Origin of the sequence: Sorangium sp. So ce1335, assembly GCF_051521615.1 — a bacterium.
GTDB lineage: Bacteria > Myxococcota_A > Polyangia > Polyangiales > Polyangiaceae > Sorangium.
Map to the genome: position 1 here is coordinate 11,623,645 of NZ_CP150363.1, position 19,412 is coordinate 11,643,056.

Below are 19,412 nucleotides of genomic sequence, written 5' to 3' on the forward strand. Positions count from 1 at the left end.
TCAGCAGTTCACGAGCAGCAGGACGACGACCACTGCCATGATGACGCCCGTGGCGAGCGAGGCGCCGCCGACGAGCAGCACCAGCTTGCCGGTCGAGAGCTGCGCGCGCGGCGCGCCGACCGCGGAGGGCGCCGCGAGGCTGTCGTCGAGCGTGCGCTCCGGCCGGCCCGTCATCGCGCCGGAGAGCGGCGGAGGCTCCGTCACCGTCGGCTGCGGCCGCGCGCTCGGCGACACGGCGGCCGGAGCCGGCGCGGGCTGCAGCGGCAGCGGCGGCTGCGACAGCGGCTGGCCGGCGCGGATCCTCCCGTCGAGGACGGCCTGGGCGTACGGGGGCAGGCCGCCCGCGAGCACCGCGCGGACGTCCGCCCGCATCGTCTCGGCGTTCGGGTAGCGGTGGAACTTGATGAACGCGAGCGACCGATCGACGACGGCCGCGACGGCGTGAGGGACCCCTGGCGCGACCGAGGCGAGCGCCGGCGCCGGCTCTGTCGCGGCGGCGATCACCTCCATGGCCTCCGTGACGTCGCCGTGCACCTGCCGCCCGGACAGCAGCCGGAACATCGTCGCGCCGAGCCCGAACAGATCGGTGCGCCCGTCGATGTCGTGGATGAGGCCCGTCGCCTGCTCCGGCGCCATGTACGTCGCCGTGCCCATGATCATGCCCGTCTTCGTCGCGGTCTTCTCGGGCAGGCCCGTGAGGCCGTCGACGACGCGCGCGATGCCGAAGTCGAGCATGCGCACGCGCCCGTCGACGCCGAGGTGGATGTTCTCGGGCTTGAGGTCGCGGTGCACGACGCCGCGCGCGTGCGCGATGGCCAGCGTCTCGAGCACCTGATCGGCGAGCGCGAGCACCTCGCCCGGCGGCATCGTCCCGGTGCGCGCCATCCGGTCGAACAGCGTCTCGCCCTGGAGCACCTCCATGGTCAGGTACGCGAGCCCCTCGGGCGTCTCGCCGGAGCCGAGCACGCGCACGACGCCGGGCACGGCGTCCGCCCCGCCGAGCGTGTTGCCGATGAACCCCTCGCGCAGGAAGCGCTTGCGCACCTCGGCGATCGCGTTGAGCTCCGGGTGGAGCACCTTCAGCGCGACCTGCGATCCGTCCGCGGCCCGCCCGAGCAGCACGCTCCCCATGCCGCCGGTGCCGAGCACGCGCTCGATCCGCCACAGTCCAGCGAACGTCTTGCCGACCCAGTGCTCCGCGTCGTCGTCGTACACGCCAGGCGCCCTTGTGCGAGCCGCCGCCATCCGGAGAGAGAAGCTCAGCGGCGAAGCAACTCGTAGGCCGCACCGCGGCAGGCGCGCAAGCTAATTGATGGAGGTCGCCCCGAAACGGGGGTCGTCGTCGAGCCGCTCGGCCGCCGCCTTGAGCCCGGAAGCGACGCCGCGGAACGCGTCCGCTGGCATGCGAAACGTCACGCCCGGGCCGAGGAGCGTCACGTGAACAGTACCGCACGCGCACCGGGTGACGCGCGTCGCGTCATTGGACGCAAGCTCCGTGTGTGGACCGCATTTCTTGGTCGCCGCCATCGTTGAACCTCTCCCACATCCTAGCAGTTTCTGCCCCCGTTCGGCCAAGACGCCCCGGCCGCGTCGGAACGCTGCCGTCTTCCTGACACGATGGTCCTGAATTTGCAAAACCGTGTATATCTCCATCATCGCTGCTTGATTGCCTGGAGGGACTCATGGTTGCTCGGTGGCTGACGTTGGGCGCGCTGCCCGTTGTGCTGGGCGTTTTCGGTTGCATTGACGAGCCCGAGGACCCGCTCCCCGGCACGTCCGTCGACAAGTCGCTGCTGGCCATGCCCCCGGAGGGCCAGGGCTTCCAGATCGAGACCGAGGAGATCGTGGTGCCGCCGGGGGTGGAGCAGCAGGACTGCTACTTCTTCAGGGTCCGCGACCTCGCCGCGACGAACGGGATGAACCCGGATGAGCCCGTGAACCTCCACCGCGTGCAGATCGCCCAGCGTGACGGTTCGCACCACATGAACATCTTCCGCGTGCGGACCATCAAGGGGCTGGGGCCCGAAGGCGGGCTCATCCAGAAGAACCAGAACGGCGTTGGCGAGTGCTTCAAGAGCCCCAACTGGGCCGACTGGCCGCTCATCGCGAACTCGCAGCAGGACGGCCAGCTCGACTGGACGTTCCCCGAGGGCGTCGCGAACGTCCTCCAGCCCGACGAGTGGCTCATGCTGCAGACGCATTACGTGAACGCGACGTCGCAGAAGACGCCCAGCGAGGTAGGCCGCGTCCGGGTGAACTTCTGGTCGCTGGCGAAGGAGCAGGTGACGGCCGAGATGGGCACCGTGTTCGCGACGAAGCAGTCCATCCGTGTCTGCCAGTCGAACCCGCGGCCCACCTTCGAGGGGTCGTGTCAGATCAACAGCCCCTCTCCCGTGAGGATCATCGGCGCCAACGGCCATTTCCACAGCCGCGGCACGCGGTTCGACATGTACGCGTGGGACGGCACCTCGATCGGCACGCCCGCCGAATCGGATCGATTCTATACCTCGACGGCGTGGGACGACCCGCCCATGCTCATCTCGCCGGAGCTCGACCTGGAGCTCCCGGAGAACGGCGGCGTCTGGTACGGCTGCACCTACGAGTGGCAGCGGCCGGATCCCGCGGTCGGCTGCAGCGGCCTCGACGAGTACGACGCGACGAAGAACCTGACGCCCGAGGAGCAGCTCGACTGCTGCTACACGTTCGGCCCGATCGTCGAGAAGAACGAGCACTGCAACATCTTCGTCTACTACTATCCGAAGCAGGACGACGTGTTCTGCAACTGAGCCTCCCGCGCTGGCGCGCGCTGCGCGTCTCGCCCGGCGCGCGCCTCGACAGGAGCTCCCCAGGCTGCTCTTCTGGGCCATGCGCACCTGCTTGCACCGGGATGCTCGGATCGGGGCGATGACCTCGATGGCGTCCATCGCTCCTGTCGCCCGGGCTGCTCCAATCGCTTCGATCGCTTCGATGGCTCGGATTGCCGCGGCGGCGCTCGGCGCGATCGCCCTGGCCGGCTGCCCCGACGACCCTGCGGCGCCGCCCGACGAGGGGCCGGCCGCGTGGCGCGTGCTGCTCGACGAGGGCGACCTCGATCGCGCGGTGCTGTCGATCTGGGGGACGGGGCCCGACGATGTGTTCGCCGTGGGGGGGCCGCTCGGCAATACGGGCCTGTCGTCGCTCGTGCTGCACCACGACGGCGCGACGTGGCGCGAGCTCCCCGCGGGCGGCGAGGAGACCTTCTGGTGGGTGGCGGGCTCGGGGCCGACCGATGTGTGGATGGTCGGCGAGCGCGGCCGCGCCGTGCGCTGGGACGGAAGCGCCTTCACCGAGCACGAGACCGGGACCGAGACCACCCTGTGGGGCGTCATCGCGTTCGCACCCGACGACGCCTGGGCGGTCGGCGGCACGCCCGGCATCGGCGAGGGCCTGGAGAAGGACATCGTCCTTCACTGGGACGGCACGGCGTGGTCCAGAGAGGCGCTGCCGCAGGAGACCGGCCGCGCCCTCTACAAGGTGTGGGGCGAGTCCTCCGAGGACCTCCATGCGGTCGGTGAGTTCGGCGTGATCTGGCACCGCAAGGGCTCGACCTGGGAGCTAGAGTCCGATCCGCCGCTCGCGCAGGGAACCCTCTTCACGGTCGCGGGCTGCAGCCGTGAAGAGGTGTACGCGGTCGGCGGGAGGGACGTGCTCCGCTCGGACGGCGCGACGTGGCGCCGGCTCGACGTGGAGCTCACCAACGACGTCAACGGCGTCGCCTGCGGGCGGCCGGGCGAGGTGGCGATCGTCGGCTATGGCGGCCTGAAGCAACGCCTCGTCGACGGGGCCTGGATCGATGAGTTCACCGAAGAGCCGTACGCGGACCTGCACGCCGTCTGGGCCGACGGGGAGGGCGCTTTCTGGGCGGTCGGCGGGGACTTCCTGAGCCAGCCGACCCCGGGCAGAGCGCGGAAGGGCGTGGTGGCGCGCCACGGAAAAGGGCAGGTCGCCGACACGGTGAGCCGCTGATCACCGCGCGGCAGATCGTCTTACGTGTATTACCTGGCCGGACATGCGCGCAGTGTGGCATGTCGCATCATCGCGCCGTGAACACAGCTACACGCCGCGACGGAGCGGGCACGGCCGCAGAGACTTTTTTTTCGCGAAATGCTTCAAAGGGTGGCGCTGGTCGTCCGATTGCAACGGCCGCAGTGACCACACGCGGACCCCGCGCACCAAAACCCAGGAGAATTCGAATGCGACGGACCATTGCTCAGCTTTTTGTGAGTGCGTTTACTTTTGCCGTTCCCGTTCTCGTTGCTTCTTCCGCATCAGCCCAGTCCAATCCCTGCGGCACCCTCCAGGCCGCGGCGGCCGGACGGTGCGAGATCCGCACCTCGGGGGGCTGCCAAGGGTACTGTGAGCCGGTCCAGTTCACGGCGGAGTGCGACGCGCGGTGCAATGGCACCGCGTCGGCGTCGTGTACGGGGAGCTGCGAAGCGGATTGCCGGGCGGACTGCGAGGTCGACCCGGGGAGCCTCAGCTGCGAAGGGAGCTGCTCGGCGAGCTGCAAGGGGAACTGCAGCGCCGAGTGCTCGGCCCAGGCGAACGGCGGCGGGGCGCAGGCGGATTGCGAGGCGGCGTGCTCGGCGAACTGCGACGCCGAGTGCGACGTGAGCTGCGAGGGGACGCCGCCGAGCGCCTCGTGCGACGCGAAGTGCGAGGCGAGCTGCGAGGGGCAGTGCAACGTCGAGGCGAACATCGAGTGCAACGCCGACTGCACGGCCGATCTCCGGGGCGGGTGCGAAGTGCAGTGCTCGACGCCGGACGGCGCGCTGTTCTGCGACGGGCAGTACGTCGACATCGCCGGGACCATGGAGGAGTGCAAGAACTGGCTGCTCACGCAGGGCATCGACGTCGAGTTCAAGGCGGAGGCCGAGGCCGAGGCCAGCGTCTCGTGCGCGGCCGCGCCCGGGTCGACCTCGACCGCGCCGTTCGCGGGCACCGGGATCGCGGCGCTCGTCGCCGGCGTGGGCGTGGCCGCAGCGCGCCGCCGCAAGCGGTCCTGAGCCGCGGGCGGCGCGCCTGACGGCGCGCGCCGGCGCTCCCTGGACCGATCCCCAGGCCGGGTCGCCCTGCGCGGCCCGGCCTGGTTTTGTGCGGAGCCTTGCGCGGCCGGCCCGGTTTTGTACGGAGCCCTGCGCGGCCCGGCTTCGCTTCAACGATGGCGCCGCAGCGACGCGGCCTGGCTCTGGCCGCCGCCGTAGTAGATTCGCGACCACCCTGATGACCCTGCATCGTCGTTCGAGCCCGCGCTGGGCGCTCGCCCTCGCGCTGCTCGCCGGCTGCGAGGCGCGCACGCCGCCCGCCCCGCCCGCGGCAGCCCCCGCGCCCGCCGCGGCGCCGGCGCTCGCCAGCGCCGCGGCGGCGCCGAAGGCCGCGGGCGCGCCGAAAGCGCCGCCCGCGGCGGCCCCCGCGCCGCCGGAGCCGCTGCCGCCGGAGCCGCCGATCGCGCTCGCCTCGGGCGGCGCGCGGGCGGTGCGCGGGGAGGCCGGGCTCGTGACCTCGGTCGAGGAGAACGCGACGCGCGCGGGCGCGGACGTGCTCCGGCGCGGCGGCAACGCGATCGACGCCGCGGTCGCTGTGGCGTTCGCGCTGGCGGTGACCCACCCGGGCGCGGGCAACATCGGCGGCGGCGGCTTCATGATGATCCGCCTCGCGAGCGGCGAGACGCAGGCCGTCGACTTCCGCGAGGCCGCGCCAGCGTCGGTGACCACCGCGTCGATCATGGCCATGGTGCGCGCGGGCGGGTACGGGTACGCGTCCGCCGGCGTCCCGGGCTCGGTCGCCGGCCTCGCCCTGGCGCACGAGCGGTTCGGCACCCGGCCGTTCGCCGAGCTCCTGGCCCCGGCGATCGAGCTCGCGCGCAAGGGGCACCGCCTCGGCGCGCGGCAGGCGCTCACGCTGCGCTGGTCGTGGCCCCGGCTGAGCGCCGACAGGGCCGCGAGCGCGATCTGGGGGCGCGGCAAGGCGCCGCTCGCGCAGGGCGCGCTCGTGCGCCAGCTCGATCTCGCCCGCACCCTGGAGACGATCGCCGCGGAGGGGCCGCGCGCGTTCTACGAGGGCGCGATCGCCGCGAAGATCGCCGCCGCGATGCGCGAGCGCGGCGGGCACATCACCGAGAGCGACCTGCGCGCCTACAAGGCGAAGTGGCGCGCGCCGCTCCGGTTCTCCTACCGCGGCTTCACGGTCGACACGATGCCTCCGCCCTCGATGGGCGGCGTCGCGCTGGCGGAGATCCTGCTCACGCTGGAGCGGATCAAGGCGCACGAGGCGCCTGTCGACTCGGGGCTGTCGCTGCACCTGTTCGTCGAGGCGGCGAAGCGGGCGTACGCCGACCGGCGCCAGGTGAGCGCGGATCCCGATTTCGTCGGTCCGGAGACGTCGCAGCTCCTGGCGACGCTCCTCGACGGCGGTTACCTGATGCGCCGCGCGCCGGCCATCGATCCGGAGCGCGCCACGCCGGCGGCCGACATCGCGCCGGTCGCGGGCGCCATCGCGCCGGAGTCCCCGGAGACGACGCACTTCTCGGTGATCGACGCGCAGGGCAACGCGGTCGCGTGCACGACGACGCAGTCGGCGAGCTTCGGCGCGAAGATCGTGATCCCCGGCACGGGCGTGCTGCTCGGCAACGCGCTGGGCGCGTTCTCGGAGACGGGCATCAACGCTGTCGCGCCCGGCAAGCGCATGGCGAGCTCGATGACGCCGACCCTCGTGAGCCGGGACGACAAGATAGCGCTCGTCCTCGGCTCGCCGGGCGGCGACACGATCCCGAACACCGTCGCGCAGGTGCTCCGCAACCTCGTCGATCACGGCATGACGATCGACGAGGCGGTGCGCCGCGCGCGCGTCCACCACCAGTGGCTGCCGGACCGGGTGCGCGTCGAGCGGCTGACGCCCCCGCCGCAGGCCGCCCTCGACGACCTCGCGCGGCGCGGGCACGCCCTCGTGCTGGATCCGATGCCGATCGGGGACGCGAACAACATCCTCGTCGACGCCGCCGGCGTTGCGTGGGGCTACGCCGACACGCGCGAGGGGGGCACGGCCGAGGGCGTCAGCGCGCCCGGAAAGCCCGCCGCGGCGGCGCAGGCCGCCGCGGCGGAGGCTTCGAGCGCGCGGTAGGCTGCGCGGGCGGCGCCCCACGCGCGGGCGGCGCCCCGCGCGGCGGCGTCACCGCAGCCTGGGGTCGTACTCGGCCGCGTCCGCGTCGTCGTCCTCCTTGGGGCGCACGACGACGACCGGGCAGGGCGCGTTCCGCGCGATCCGGTCGGCGGTCGAGCCGCCGAAGAGCCGCTGGAAAGACGACTGCGGGTGCGTGGCCACGACGATGAGATCGGCGCTGAGCTCGCGGGCGAGCGAGACGATGGCCCGGTCGGGCCGGCCGGTGCGGAAGTGCATCGCCATGAGCCGCGGCTGGCCGTCCGCGAAGCGGTGCTGGAGCACCCGGAGCGAGGGCGGCGAGGAAGCGCCGGGCGTCGTCACGTCGCGCACCGCGGGGGCGACCTGCCGCGGGCCGACGACCACCGCGTGGATCTCCGTCTCGCCCCGGAGCGCCGCCAGCTCGAACGCGAAGCGCCACGCCCGCCCGCCCGGCTCCGACAGGTCCATCGCGACAACGACGATGTACGGCTTCACCCGGCGCCCGCCGCGCACGCTCGAGCGGGCCGTCTCGCTCGCCGGGGCGCGTTCGCTCACGGGAGCGGGCTCGCCCGCCGGGGCGCGCCTGCTCACGGGAGCGGGCTCGCCCGCCGGGGCGCGCCTGTTCACGGGAGCGGGCTCGCCCGCCGGGGCGCGCCTGTTCACGGGAGCGGGCTCGCCTGAGGGGACCCGCTCCGTCGCCGGGATCGGCTCGCTGCCAGGGACATCGCGCGCCGGGACGGCCTCGCCGCCGCCGCGTCCCGGAGGCGCGCCGCGCCCGGGCTCGCCCGGGGGACCGTGCGGCGCCTTGCCGCCGCCGGTCGGCTCGCTCGTCTCGTCGGGCATCGCCCCGCCCGCCGCGTGCGGCGGCCGGGCGAGCGCGCCGCCCTCCTCGGCGCGCGCGGGCGCCGTTGCTTCGGTCGACATCGCGCGCAACGTTCGCAACACGCCGCGCGCCCGCAAGGCGCGTCGCGCACGGCGCGCGCAGGCGAACCGCGCGCAGGCGAACCGCGCGCAGGCGGACAGCGCGAGCCGTCCGGGGCCGCCCCGGGCCACTCCATCCTTGACGCACCCTCCAGACCTTCGCAGCGTCCCGCCCATGATTCCCCGCTACACCCCGCCCGAATTCGAAGAGCTCTGGTCGCCCGCCACCCGATTCAAGACCTGGCTAGAGGTGGAGCTCGCCGCCTGCGAGGCGATGGAGGCCGAAGGGCTCGTGCCCGCCGGCATCGCGGAGGGCATCCGGGCGAAGCAGCTCTCGCTCGATCCCGCGCGGATCGACGCGATCGAGCGCACGGTCAAGCACGACGTCATCGCCTTCCTCACCCACGTCGAGGAGCTGGCGGGCGAGGGGGCGCGGTGGCTGCACCGCGGGATGACCTCGAGCGACGTGCTCGACACGAGCCTCGCCATGCTGCTCGTCCGCGCGGCCGACCTGCTCTCGACGCGGCTCGACAAGCTCTGCGACGCGCTCGCGCGGCGCGCGGACGAGCACCGCCGCACCCCGATGATCGGCAGGAGCCACGGCATCGCGGCCGAGCCGATCACGTTCGGCCTGGCGCTCGCCGGCCACCTCGCCGAGATGAAGCGCGGCCGGGCGCGCCTCGCGGCCGCGCGCCAGGCGATCGCGGTCGGCAAGATCGCCGGCGCCGTCGGGACGTACGCGCACCTGTCGCCGCGCATCGAGGAGCGCGCGCTCACCGCCCTCGGGCTGCGCCCCGAGACGGTCTCGACGCAGGTCGTCGCGCGCGACCGCCACGCCGAGTTCTTCGCCGCGCTCTCGCTCATCGCCGCGGGCATCGAGCGGCTCGCGACGAACGTGCGGCACTGGCAGCGCACCGAGGTCGGGGAGGCGGAGGAGCGCTTCTCCGTCGGCCAGAAGGGCTCGAGCGCGATGCCCCACAAGCGCAACCCGATCCTCAGCGAGAACCTGTGCGGCCTCGCGCGCATCGTGCGTGCCGCCGTCATCCCCGCGCTCGAGAACGTGCCGCTGTGGCACGAGCGCGACATCTCGCACTCGTCGGTCGAGCGGATGATCGCGCCCGACGCGACCTCGACGCTCGGCTTCATGCTCGACCGCGCCGCCGGGCTCGTCGACGGGCTCGTCGTCTACCCCGAGCGGCTGCGGCAGAACCTCGACCGCACGGGCGAGCTCTTCTTCAGCGAGGCGGTGCTGCTGTCGCTCGTCCAGAAGGGCAGGCCGCGCCAGGCGGCCTACGAGCTCGTGCAGCGCTGCGCGATGCGCGCCATCGCGGGCGAGGGCCGCTTCCGCGACAACCTCGCCGCCGACGCGGACGTCGCCGCGCTGCTCAGCCCGGACGAGATCGCGCGGTGCTTCGATCTGGATCACGCGCTGTCGCACGTCGACGCGATCATCGATCGCGCGCTGCGCGATTAGAGCAACAGACGGGTTGAACCCGCCTGAAGCGCGCAGAACTTCGAACCGCCAAGGCGCCAAGGCGCCAAGGACGCCAAGATACATTCTCCTTCTTGGCGTCCTCGGCGCCTTGGCGGTTCACTTCTCGCTCGATCAACGTGATCGTTGTTGTCGCGGACGCATCGCGCGCTCCGCGACTGGCGGACGCCGTTGATCTGCATCGGGCGCTCTGAGAGGCTCCGGCCCGTCATGGCCGCCGCCCGTCGCTCCAATCTGCGCCGCCTCCGCCGCTCGCTCCCGCGCCTCCTGCCGGCGCTCTCGCCGCTCGTGGCGCTCGCTGCCTGCAGCGGGAGCGCCCCGGCGCCGCCGCAGCCCGCGGGCGCGGCCCCGACGCCCGCGGCGCCCACGGCCGTCGCGTCGAGCGCCGCGCCCGCCGAGGCGCCGCGGGAGCCGTTCGCCGCGCTGCGCGACCGGATCGTTCGCGAGTGGGTCGCGGACGAGCCGGCGTTCGCGCGCTCGCGCGGGCTGCACGAGCACGACGGCAAGGTCGGCGATCACTCCGCCGCGGCGATCGAGCGGCGGCTCGCGCGCCTCGAGCGCGATCGCGCGGCCCTCGCGGCCGTCGACCCGGCGGCGCTCTCGCCGGACGAGGCGCTCGACCGCGCGATCCTCCTCCAGCAGATCGACCTCCGGCTGTGGAGCGGCAGGGACGTCGAGGACTGGCGCCGGCGGCCGCAGTTCTACGGCGAGCTGTTCGGCGTGAACGACTACCTCGACCGCGCCTACGCGCCGCTGCCCGAACGCGCGAGGCGCCTCCTCGAGCACGAGAAGGCGGCGCTGGCGCAGGTGCCGCGCGTCCTCGAGAACCTCGTGAGCCCGATGCCGAGGCCGGTGATCGAGGTGGCCGTGAAGATCTTCCGCGGCTACGCCGAGTACCTGCGCGGCGACGTGGTCAAGCTGCTCCAGGGTGTCGGCGACGCCGCGTTCCAGGCGGACTTCCAGCGGACGAACGCCGCGCTCGCCGCCGCGGCGGACAGGCTCGCCGAGCACCTGGCGACCGTCGAGCTGCCGAAGGGCGACGCGAGCCACGTGCTCGGGGAGGCGCGGTACAAGAAGCTCCTGCTCGCGCAGGAGGGGCTCTCGACGCCGCTCGCCGAGCTCAAGAAGATGGGCGAGGACGACCTCGCGGCGAACAAGGCGGCCTACGAGGCGCTCGCGAAGAAGGTGAAGGCCTCCCGGCCGAAGGCGGAGCTGCTGCTCGCCGAGGCGACGCGGGTGATGGAGGCGTCGCGCAGGTTCATCGTCGACAGGGGCATCGTGAGCCTCCCGTCCGACGAGCGGGCCGTCGTGAAGGAGACGCCGCCGTACATGCGCTGGAACTCCGCCTTCCTCGACGCGCCGGGGCCGTTCGAGCGGGAGGGGCTCGAGGCGTTCTACTACATCACGAAGCCCGACCCCTCCTGGCCAAGGAAGGAGCAGGAGGAGTACGTGATGCCGCGCGGGACGCTGCTCTCGACGACCGTGCACGAGGTCTACCCGGGGCACTTCGTCCAGGGCCTCTGGGAGAACCGCGCGCCGACGGCCGTGCAGAAGATGTTCGGGAGCTACTCGTTCGTCGAGGGCTGGGCCCACTACGCCGAGCAGATGATGATCGAGGAGGGCTTCGGCAAGGAGGACCCCCAGAGCCGGCTCGGCCAGCTCGCCGACGCGCTGCTGCGCAACTGCCGCGTCGTCGTCTCGCTCGGGGTGCACACGGAGGGCATGGGCCTCGACGCGGCGGAGCGCCGCTTCGTCGACGACTGCTTCCAGGACCGCGCGACGGCGCGGGAACAGGCGGCGCGCGCGACGTTCGACCCCGGCTACTTCGCCTACACGCTCGGCAAGCTCCAGATCCTGAAGCTCCGCGAGGAGGCGAAGGCGGCGATGGGCCCCGCGTTCTCGCTCCGCCGCTTCCACGACGCGCTCCTCTCGCACGGCTCGCCGCCGGTGCCGCTCCTCCGCGAGCGCGTGCTCGCGGAGCTCAGGGAACCAGAAAAGAAAGAGCCCTGACGAAGGCCTTTCGGCCGCGCTCCTCGCTCACTGCCTTTCGGCCACGCTCGGCGGTGACGGCTTTTCCGCCGCGCTCCTCGATGACGGCCGTTCGGCCGCGCTCCTCGCTCCCGCTCACCCCTCCGGGGCCCAGCGCGTCGGGCGCGCCTTCAGCGTGCGCGCGTCGAGCGCGTCGCACCACGCCTCGAAGCGGCCGCGCGGCACGCCGCCGAAGCGCAGGTCGTCGAGGCGCTCCGCGAGCGGCACGTCGGTGCGGAGCGTCGCCAGCGTCCTGTAGAGGAGCGCCTCCTGCCGCTGCTCGACAAGCGCGCGCGCGATCCGGTCGGCGCCGCGCACCGGCACCGTCCACGCCCCCGGGTCGTCCGGGATCCGCTCCAGGTGCCCGTAGGCGCCGAGCAGCGCGGCCGCCGTCCGGTCGCCGATGCCCGCCAGCCCCGGGATGCCGTCGGCGTCGTCGCCGGTCAGCGCCAGGTAGTCCGGGATGCTCGCCGGGGCCACGCCCCGCGCCGCGCGCAGCGCCGCCTCGTCGATCACGCGCTCCTTGCGGCGGTCGACCTGCACGACGCGATCGCCCGCGAGGCACTGCCCGAAGTCCTTGTCCGGGCTCAGGATGCGCACCTGCTCCACCTCGCCCTGGAACCGCGCCGCCGCCGTCGCGAGCGCGTCGTCCGCCTCGAAGGCGTCCATCGACCAGACGACGACCCCGAGCGCGCGCACCGCCTCCTCGACCGGGTCGAACTGGCCGCGCAGCGCCGGATCCATCCCCTCGTCGCTCTTGTAGCCGGCGAACAGGTCGTTCCTGAACGAGCGGATCGGGTTGTCGAAGGCGACAGCGAGGTGCGTGACCTCCTCGTCCGGGTGGTGCAGCAGCGCGAGCAGCGAGGCGACGACCCCCACCGTCGCCTTCGCGTCCCAGCCGCCCGGCGCGCGGTGCTCCGGCCGCTTCGAGAAGTGCGCGCGGAACAGCTCGTAGGTGCCGTCGATGAGGTGCAGCCGCATGTGGCTCCTCCCGCGCGCCGCGCGCCCGCTACGCCGTCATGTCGGCCATGAAGATCGGCGGGGCGTGCAGGGCCATGATCTCGGGCGCGGGCGGGGCCGACTGCTTCGCCATCCGGAGCGCCTCGTCCATCGTGCGCGCCGTCTCCCAGCCGAGGAGCTGCGGGATGTACTCGTTGTCGGCGCCGACGACGATCATCCGGCCGATGTGCTGACGGCCCGCCTCGCCCCAGTACCACATGAAGAACGGGTGCGTCGGGTGGTACGCGTGGCCGAAGCGGTACATCTCGATGTAGGCAGGGTTCTGCGCGAACTTCTTCTCGTACCGCTTGTGCAGCTCCATCGCGTCGCGCGTCTCGGGCAGGAGCCGGTGCACGAACTCGATGTACGGGGCGTGGTGCTCGTTGTCGAACAGGTCGGTGCAGGGGTGGAGGATGATCATCGTCCCCCCCTTCTTGAGCATCGGCGCGCCCCGGTAGAGGTTGAACAGGTAGCCGTTCGCCATCACCTGCACGAGCAGCGGGTTCAGGAACGAGTTCACGTTGTACGGGCTGATGAACGGGATGCCCGTGATCAGGATGTCCGCCTGGCCCGTGACCGGGACGAGGTACTGGTCGAAGCTGCGCTTCAGCGTGTGCTCGTGGACGGCCTCGGTCTCGCCGGCGAACACCCCCGTCACGCCGTACGGCGAGGGGACGCGCTGGAAGATCGCCTGGCGCGCGGGCTGCGGCAGCTTGGACAGCGTGAAGCGCAGGGCGCGCAGCGCGCTCTTCTCGCCCCCGCTCAGGTCGTCCTCGTTCTTCGCGAGGAACTCGAGCGGCCGATCGAACATGCGGTTGTTGATCGTCGTCTCGATCGTGAAGACGTTGAGCTTCTTGTTGACCAGCCGCCCCATGCGCTCGACGCTCGTGTGGAGCGCCGAGCTCTTCGGGTCCATGTACGAGTAGCAGTCGCGCATCACCCGCGGGGTGTGGTGCGCGCGCAGGCTCCGGTAGCCGCACAGGCCGACGGTGACCGACTTGTGCCCGCCGTCCATCGGGACGAGGTTCAGGTTCACGTAGATCACGAGGTCGCTGTCGACCGCGCGCTTGTTCAGCTCGACCTCCTCGCCCACGTCGGTCGTGCCGATGTGCTTCATGTTGGCGAGGTTCTCGGCGTCGTGGTTGTAGAGCCTCTTCGGCCAGTAGGCGTTGAAGATCCTGTCGCCGACGATGTGGCGGACCTCCCAGTCCTTCATCCGCCGGTGCACGCTCGTCGCGATGATGATCTCGACGTCGTCGACGCCGTAGTCGGACAGGAGGTCGAGCACGATGGTGAGCACGCGCTCGCGGATGTCGGGGCGCCGCATCGGCGGCAGCGGCAGCGAGATGTCGTCGACGGCGATCGTCACCTTCATCCCGGGGCGGAGCTTCGCGTAGAGCGGCTCCGAGTTGTACGGGTGGTTGATCGCGTAGCGGATCGCGGCGTCGACGTCCTTCAGCGGCTCGAGCGGCGGCTTCGGGTAGAGCACGCGCGTGCCGGTGGGCAGGTCGACCTCGACGAGCTGGTCGCCTGAGAAGAGCACCCGGGGGGCGCTGCGGCTGTCTAGCGTGACGACGCAAGGATGGCTCATGGGACTTTCAGAGCAGGTGGTGCGGCGTGTTGGGCTGTGGCGTGGCTCCCCGCCGCCGCGCGGCGGGGGCCCGGGTCATGCGGCGAGATCGAGGATCGGCCAGTGGTAGGCCTGCGCGAGCAGCTTGAGCTTGCGGTCCGGGTTCACCGCCGCCGGGTAGCCGACGACCGAGAGCATCGGGACGTCCGAGTAGCTGTCCGAGTAAGCGAAGCACTCGTCGAGGTTGTGCCCGTACGCGTGGGCGTGCTCCCGGATGAGCCGCGCCTTCTCGGGCCCGGCCACCACGGGGCGCAGCAGCTTGCCGGTCGCGAACCCGTCCTTCACCTCGAGCCGGTTGGCGATGATGCCCGTCGCGCCGAGGTGATCGGCGAGCAGCTGCATCAGGAAATCCAGCGCGCCGGAGATCAGGATGACGTCGTGCCCCTTGTCGAGGCTGCACTTCACGAGGTCCCGCGCCTTGGCGTAGATCGCCGGCTTCAGCACCTTCGCGAACGCCTCCTCCGCGAGCGCCACCAGGCGATCCTCGGAGACGCCGTCGAAGGAGCTGAAGAGCAGCTCGTTGAAGAGGCGCCGATCCTGCAGCTCCGCCATCGCCATCCACGGCGCCTTGACGAGGGCGCGGCCGAGCTTCGCGAGGCTGTGCATCGGCGTTGGCTGGTTCAGCATGTAGAACACCGTCGGGTGCACGAGGTTCGTCGTGACCAGGGTGCCGTCTACGTCGAAGTAGCTCGCCGGCATGTGGGGCAAATCTCCCTGCATGCCGTTTGAGTCAAGATCGAGCTGGCGCGAACCGGGGTTCGCAGGCGAAATGTCACGCCGCGAAGAGGCGCTCGTAGCGGTCGTCGAGGTCGATGCCGCCGTCGCCGTCGCCCCGGTCGACCGGGTTGATGCCGCAGTACTCGACGCTCGCCAGGTGGCGCCAGCGCCCGGCGCGCTCCGGCTCGTCGGGCAGCACGGGCGTCGTGCACGGGAAGCAGCCGATGGTGCGGAAGCCCATCGCGTGAAGGGGGTTCTCGATCGCGTCCGGGTGTGCCGCGAAGTAGGCGTCGAGCTCCTCGCCGCTCAGCGAGGCGAAGGGGTGGACGCGGATCGCGTTGTTCGCGGGGTCGAGGCCGAACGGCGCGACCTTCGCGCGGGCGCCGCCCTCGCCGCGCCGCAGCGCCGCGACGAAGGCGTCGTAGCGGCCGCGGATCCCGCTCAGCGGCGCCGACTTGCGCAGATCGCAGCACCGCTCCTGGCCCTCCTTCGAGAGGTAGAGCAGCCCCTCGTCGCGCGTCTGCTGCATGAAGCTGCGCTCGGGCGAGAGCGTGACGACGCGCAGGTTCGGGTGGGTCCGCTCGAGCTCGTCGCGCGTGGCGAGCGTCTCGGCGTGGAGCACGCCGGTGTCGACGAACACGACGTCGAACGAGAGCCCGGCGCGGTCGGCCATGTGGCAGAGCGCCGTCCCGGCGCGCTGCATGCTGCTCAGGATGGCGGCGCGGGGGCCGAAGGACTCGCGGACGAAGCGGAGGAGCTCGATGGGCGGCGCGCCCTGGAAGCGTCGGTTCAGCGGTTCGAGGTGTCGCTCGGTGATGCGCATACGCGATGCATAGCAGAGGCCGCTTCCTTGATCCGGGTTGCCTTCGCCGGAGCTTGCGCCTAACTCCGCCTTCGCGGAATGAGCAGCGCCAACAAAGCCTCGCAAGCCGGCGGACTCGGCCAGGAGCTCCCGGAGCTCGAGCGCCGGCGCTTCCTCTTCGTGACCGGCAAGGGCGGCGTCGGCAAGACGACGATCTCCGGCGCGCTCGCCCTCGCGTTCGCCGCCCGCGGCAAGCGCGTCCTCGTGGCCATGTGCAACACGAAGGAGCGCCTGTCGGCCATCCTCGGCACGAAGCCGATCGGCCAGGAGGTCACCCACGTGGCCGACCGGGTGTGGGCGGTGAACATCTCTCCGGACAAGGCGCTCCGGGAGTACGGCGAGATGGTCCTCAAGGTGCGCGCCGCGGCCGATCTCGTCTTCGACAACAAGTACACGCGCACCTTCTTCCGCGCGGTGCCCGGGCTCTACGAGTGGGCGATGCTCGGCAAGGCGTGGTTCCACACGACCGAGCTGCTCGAGGACGGCTCGAACCGCTTCGACGTCGTGCTGCTCGACGCCCCCGCCACGGGGCACGGCGTGGACATGCTGCGCGTGCCCAAGGTGATCCTCGACGTGGCGCCGCCGGGCATCCTGCGCCGGGACGCCGAGGCGGCGTGGGCGATGTTCAGGGACCCGGCGCGCAGCGGGGTCGTCGTCGTGACCCTGCCCGAGGAGATGCCGGCGACCGAGACCGTCGAGCTCGTCGCGGAGGTCCGGGGCGAGCTCGGGCTGCCCGTCCACCGGCTGATCATCAACGGCATGCTGCCGCCGCTGTTCTCGCCCGAGGAGCGCCGTGCGCTGCTCGCCGACCCGCGGCGCCTCGACATCGGGGCGCCGACGCGCGCCGCGCACACCGTCGAGAGCGCCGTCGTGGCGGGCGCGCGGCGGTCGATGCGCGAGTCGGTGCAGCACGAGAGCCTGGCCCGCCTGCGCCGCGAGCTCGACCTGCCGACCGTGATCCTGCCGTTCCTCTTCGACGAGGCCTCGACGGTCGCCGGCACGCGGATGCTGGCCGAGCGCCTCTGAGCGAGCCGGCGGCGATGGTGCGAGCGAGCCCGCTGCTCTGCGACGGACGCGCGCTGCTCGACGCCGATCGCCTCGTGCGCGCGGGCGTGGCCGAGCGGCGCGCGAGCTTCGAGCTCTCCTTCACGGCGGCGCCGCCCCACACGGGGTTCCTCGTCGTCGCCGGCGTCGAGGCGGCGCTCGACGCGCTCGCGCTCGGCGACGGGCGCCTCCACGCGGCGGAGGTCTACGCGGCGCGCGCGGCGTGCGGCCTGAGCGACGCGCTCGTCGAGCGGCTCGCCGGCGCGGCGATCTCGGTCGACATCGACGCGATGCCCGACGGCACGATCGCCTTCCCCGGCGCGCCGGTCGCGACGGTGGAGGGGCCGTTCGTCGAGGCGCTGCTCGTCGGCGCGCTGCTCGTGCCGGCGCTCCGCCGGGGCACGGCGGCGGCGACGCGCGTCGCGCGGCTGCTCATCGCGTCGGACGGCGGCGCCGTCGTCGACGGGTCGTCGGCGCGCGTGCCGTTCGCCGACGAGGCGCTGGCGCTCGCGCGCGCGATGCACGTGGGCGGCGCGTCGGCGACGACGAGCGCGCTCGCGGCCGCGGCGCTCGGCATCCCGTTCCGCGGCGAGGCGGGGATCGACCTCGGCGAGCTCGCGCCGCCGCCGTCGCCGCTCGAGGGGAGCTGGCCCTGGTACGCCGACCGGGTGATCGACCTCGGCGGCCACGACGAGGAGGCCCTGCTCCTGGAGGCGCGGCGCGTGGGCACGACGGCCGGCGGCTGGGTCGCCTCGGGGCTGGCGGAGCCCGCCGAGGGGCTGCCCGCGGCGCGCTACGAGCTCGTGGCGCTCGAGGAGTCGGGCGCGTGGGCGCTGCGGCAGGGCGCGAGCGGCCGCGGCGACGTGATCGCGGGGCGCAAGATGGTGGCGCGCTACCACGACGAGGCGGGGCGCGCGGTGACCGACGTGATCCACCTGGCGCACGAGCGGATGCTGACGCCGCGCGCGCTCGGGGCCGCGCGGCTCGCGCCGCTCGCGCGCGCCGTGATGCGCGGCGGCCGCGCCCTGGAGGCGCCGGAGCCGCCGGGCGTCGGGCGCGAGCGCTCGGTGGCCGCGCGCGCGCTGCTCCCGCACGCGGTCGCGCACCTTCGCGCGCCGGCGCGCTACCCGGTTCAGCTGTCGCCGGCGCTGATCGCGCTGCGCGAGCCGGAGCCGCCGAGCTCGTGGAGGTGAGGGAGGAGCGGGGGGCGGAGGGCTCCCGTCATGCTCGCGAGGGGGCTCGTCACCGAGCGCGGAGCCTTCCCGTGCGCGCGGGAAGCTCCCGGAGCGCGGTCCTGAAGCTTCGCGCGCGGTCCTGAAGCTTCGCGCGCGGGTCGGAAGGTCGAATTTCCCGGGAATTTCGACCCCCGGCGCGCGCCGGACGGCGCCGGGGGCGGGGCGGACGCCGCCAAGTACGCGAAATCTCGTGCTCCGGAGCGCGCGGGAAGCTTTCGGCGCGTGCGCGAAGCTTCAAGACGGCGCGCGAAGGTCTCGGGCGTGCGCGGGAAGCTTCCGGAGCGCCCCGCAGGCCCTGAAGCGTGTGCTGGATTACTCAAAATCGACGACGGCGGCCTCTTCGACCGGCCTGGGCGGCGTGGCCGTGGGCCTGGCCGGGGTGGCCGGCGCTGTCGCGGGCTTGCGCTGGGGCGCCTTGCGGTTCGCGAGGCCGAGGCGGATGAGGTAGCTGCGCTTCTTGACGACGGCGCGGGCCGTCGTCGCCCACTCGTCGAACCAGGCGCGCAGCTTGACGAGCGCCTCGCGCCGCCGCGCGGCCTCGGGGAGATCGGTCGTCTCGGGCAGAGGCGATGTCGGGCCGAGCGCCACGTCGACAAGGCCCTTGAGGCGCTTGCGCTCTGTCTTGTCGAGCCCGCGGGTGGCGAGGAATGCGACGGCCTTCTTGTCGCTCTGCTTCGTCGCGGCGCGGTCCGGATCGGTGCCATTCTCGAGCGCGTCGAGCCGCGCGAGGAAGGTGGCCACGCCGCGGACCGCGGCGGTGCCCGTGGAGGGCGAGAGGTCCTTGAACACGTAATCGTGCACGTCGGGGAATCGCCGGCGGAGCGCGGCGCCATGACGTGCGTAGTTGGGCTCGTCCCACTGGTCGAGCTCCCCTGTCGCGGCGCGCTGCGCCCTGGCGTCGTCGGTGTCGGCCGGCGCGCCGGCGGTCTTGCGCGGGGCGGCGAGGACGTCGAGGAGGAGCGTGCGGCCCTCCAGGAGATCGTCGTCGGTCATGCCCGCTCCGGCCATCAACGTGCGAATCGTGGCGACGGCGCCTATCCCCATCAGGAGCTTTGTCGCGCGCTCCGGCGTGCCCTCGAGGACTGAATTCGAATAGTCCATGGCTGATTTCCTCCCTGCCGCCCGGCGAGGCCGGACGGCGGCAATGAGGAGGGAAGGTACAATGGGAATCTGCGAGGCTGGAACCCGCTTTTTCGCTCGATCCCCGTTAGTTTTTTGCTGCCTTGACCCGTGCGAGCCCGTGCTCGGGGCTGCCGTCGGACTACGCGTCTCGTCTTTCGTCTCCCGTCGTTCCGTCTCGGTGTCCGC

16 protein-coding genes are annotated in these 19,412 nt (G+C 72.6%); 8 read left to right on the top strand and 8 right to left on the bottom strand.

The genetic code is table 11. From position 1 onward, the window contains the following. A complete protein-coding gene (locus WMF24_RS43420; protein WP_437733354.1) occupies positions 1–1,215 on the bottom strand; it encodes a serine/threonine-protein kinase in 1,215 nt (404 codons plus the stop codon). Between the two features lie 90 nt (positions 1,216–1,305). Next, complete coding sequence (locus WMF24_RS43425; RefSeq protein WP_437733355.1) at positions 1,306–1,527, bottom strand: hypothetical protein; 222 nt, start codon at positions 1,525–1,527, stop codon at positions 1,306–1,308. A 155-nt stretch (positions 1,528–1,682) separates the two neighbouring features. On the opposite strand from WMF24_RS43425, the gene WMF24_RS43430 reads away from it, so the two are divergent. From WMF24_RS43430 to ggt, 4 genes are all read left to right on the top strand, one after another. Further along, positions 1,683–2,786 carry a hypothetical protein gene (locus WMF24_RS43430; protein ID WP_437733356.1) on the top strand — a complete coding sequence of 368 codons (1,104 nt, stop codon included), beginning with the start codon at positions 1,683–1,685 and terminating at the stop codon, positions 2,784–2,786. A gap of 181 nt (positions 2,787–2,967) precedes the next feature. Then, positions 2,968–4,005 carry a WD40/YVTN/BNR-like repeat-containing protein gene (locus tag WMF24_RS43435; protein ID WP_437733357.1) on the top strand — a complete coding sequence of 346 codons (1,038 nt, stop codon included), beginning with the start codon at positions 2,968–2,970 and terminating at the stop codon, positions 4,003–4,005. Between the two features lie 254 nt (positions 4,006–4,259). Beyond that, positions 4,260–5,045, top strand: a complete 786-nt coding sequence (locus WMF24_RS43440) for a hypothetical protein (protein WP_437733358.1) — start codon at positions 4,260–4,262, stop codon at positions 5,043–5,045. 217 nt (positions 5,046–5,262) lie between these two features. Next, a complete protein-coding gene (gene ggt / locus WMF24_RS43445; protein ID WP_437733359.1) occupies positions 5,263–7,158 on the top strand; it encodes a gamma-glutamyltransferase in 1,896 nt (631 codons plus the stop codon). A gap of 48 nt (positions 7,159–7,206) precedes the next feature. Here ggt and WMF24_RS43450 read toward each other — a convergent pair whose 3' ends face one another. Then, on the bottom strand, positions 7,207–8,100 hold the full coding sequence (locus tag WMF24_RS43450) for a universal stress protein (RefSeq protein WP_437733360.1): 894 nt from the start codon (positions 8,098–8,100) through the stop codon (positions 7,207–7,209). A 172-nt stretch (positions 8,101–8,272) separates the two neighbouring features. On the opposite strand from WMF24_RS43450, the gene purB reads away from it, so the two are divergent. Beyond that, entirely contained in the window at positions 8,273–9,571 is a 1,299-nt protein-coding gene (purB, locus tag WMF24_RS43455; protein ID WP_437733361.1) for an adenylosuccinate lyase, read from the top strand. A 228-nt stretch (positions 9,572–9,799) separates the two neighbouring features. Further along, positions 9,800–11,599 carry a DUF885 domain-containing protein gene (locus WMF24_RS43460; protein WP_437733362.1) on the top strand — a complete coding sequence of 600 codons (1,800 nt, stop codon included), beginning with the start codon at positions 9,800–9,802 and terminating at the stop codon, positions 11,597–11,599. 114 nt (positions 11,600–11,713) lie between these two features. Here WMF24_RS43460 and WMF24_RS43465 read toward each other — a convergent pair whose 3' ends face one another. The 4 genes from WMF24_RS43465 to WMF24_RS43480 all read right to left on the bottom strand — a co-directional run bounded on the left by WMF24_RS43465 (position 11,714) and on the right by WMF24_RS43480 (position 15,786). Next, on the bottom strand, positions 11,714–12,598 hold the full coding sequence (locus WMF24_RS43465) for a 5'-3' exonuclease (protein ID WP_437733363.1): 885 nt from the start codon (positions 12,596–12,598) through the stop codon (positions 11,714–11,716). A 28-nt stretch (positions 12,599–12,626) separates the two neighbouring features. Next, on the bottom strand, positions 12,627–14,207 hold the full coding sequence (locus WMF24_RS43470) for a lactate racemase domain-containing protein (protein ID WP_437733364.1): 1,581 nt from the start codon (positions 14,205–14,207) through the stop codon (positions 12,627–12,629). A gap of 75 nt (positions 14,208–14,282) precedes the next feature. Then, positions 14,283–14,966: an HAD family hydrolase gene (locus WMF24_RS43475; protein WP_437733365.1), complete on the bottom strand. Its 684-nt coding sequence runs from the start codon at positions 14,964–14,966 to the stop codon at positions 14,283–14,285. A gap of 52 nt (positions 14,967–15,018) precedes the next feature. Further along, the gene (locus WMF24_RS43480; protein WP_437733366.1) at positions 15,019–15,786 is read right to left on the bottom strand and encodes a phosphoadenylyl-sulfate reductase; all 768 of its coding nucleotides are present in this window, start codon (positions 15,784–15,786) and stop codon (positions 15,019–15,021) included. Between the two features lie 78 nt (positions 15,787–15,864). Here WMF24_RS43480 and WMF24_RS43485 point away from each other — a divergent pair, with 78 nt between their 5' ends. Beyond that, positions 15,865–16,851 carry an ArsA family ATPase gene (locus WMF24_RS43485; protein ID WP_437733367.1) on the top strand — a complete coding sequence of 329 codons (987 nt, stop codon included), beginning with the start codon at positions 15,865–15,867 and terminating at the stop codon, positions 16,849–16,851. Between the two features lie 14 nt (positions 16,852–16,865). Then, a complete protein-coding gene (locus WMF24_RS43490) occupies positions 16,866–18,062 on the top strand; it encodes a hypothetical protein (RefSeq protein ID WP_437733368.1) in 1,197 nt (398 codons plus the stop codon). Between the two features lie 354 nt (positions 18,063–18,416). Here WMF24_RS43490 and WMF24_RS43495 read toward each other — a convergent pair whose 3' ends face one another. Continuing rightward, entirely contained in the window at positions 18,417–19,205 is a 789-nt protein-coding gene (locus WMF24_RS43495; RefSeq protein ID WP_437733369.1) for a hypothetical protein, read from the bottom strand. Positions 19,206–19,412: the final 207 nt, after the last annotated feature.

Coding starts and splice junctions, on each gene's coding strand:
- WMF24_RS43425 (WP_437733355.1), bottom strand. CDS start 1,527: ATGGCGGCGACCAAGAAATGCGGTCCACACACGGAGCTTGCGTCCAAT.
- WMF24_RS43430 (WP_437733356.1), top strand. CDS start 1,683: ATGGTTGCTCGGTGGCTGACGTTGGGCGCGCTGCCCGTTGTGCTGGGC.
- WMF24_RS43435 (WP_437733357.1), top strand. CDS start 2,968: ATGGCTCGGATTGCCGCGGCGGCGCTCGGCGCGATCGCCCTGGCCGGC.
- ggt (WP_437733359.1), top strand. CDS start 5,263: ATGACCCTGCATCGTCGTTCGAGCCCGCGCTGGGCGCTCGCCCTCGCG.
- WMF24_RS43450 (WP_437733360.1), bottom strand. CDS start 8,100: ATGTCGACCGAAGCAACGGCGCCCGCGCGCGCCGAGGAGGGCGGCGCG.
- purB (WP_437733361.1), top strand. CDS start 8,273: ATGATTCCCCGCTACACCCCGCCCGAATTCGAAGAGCTCTGGTCGCCC.
- WMF24_RS43460 (WP_437733362.1), top strand. CDS start 9,800: ATGGCCGCCGCCCGTCGCTCCAATCTGCGCCGCCTCCGCCGCTCGCTC.
- WMF24_RS43465 (WP_437733363.1), bottom strand. CDS start 12,598: ATGCGGCTGCACCTCATCGACGGCACCTACGAGCTGTTCCGCGCGCAC.
- WMF24_RS43470 (WP_437733364.1), bottom strand. CDS start 14,207: ATGAGCCATCCTTGCGTCGTCACGCTAGACAGCCGCAGCGCCCCCCGG.
- WMF24_RS43475 (WP_437733365.1), bottom strand. CDS start 14,966: ATGCAGGGAGATTTGCCCCACATGCCGGCGAGCTACTTCGACGTAGAC.
- WMF24_RS43480 (WP_437733366.1), bottom strand. CDS start 15,786: ATGCGCATCACCGAGCGACACCTCGAACCGCTGAACCGACGCTTCCAG.
- WMF24_RS43485 (WP_437733367.1), top strand. CDS start 15,865: ATGAGCAGCGCCAACAAAGCCTCGCAAGCCGGCGGACTCGGCCAGGAG.
- WMF24_RS43490 (WP_437733368.1), top strand. CDS start 16,866: ATGGTGCGAGCGAGCCCGCTGCTCTGCGACGGACGCGCGCTGCTCGAC.
- WMF24_RS43495 (WP_437733369.1), bottom strand. CDS start 19,205: ATGGACTATTCGAATTCAGTCCTCGAGGGCACGCCGGAGCGCGCGACA.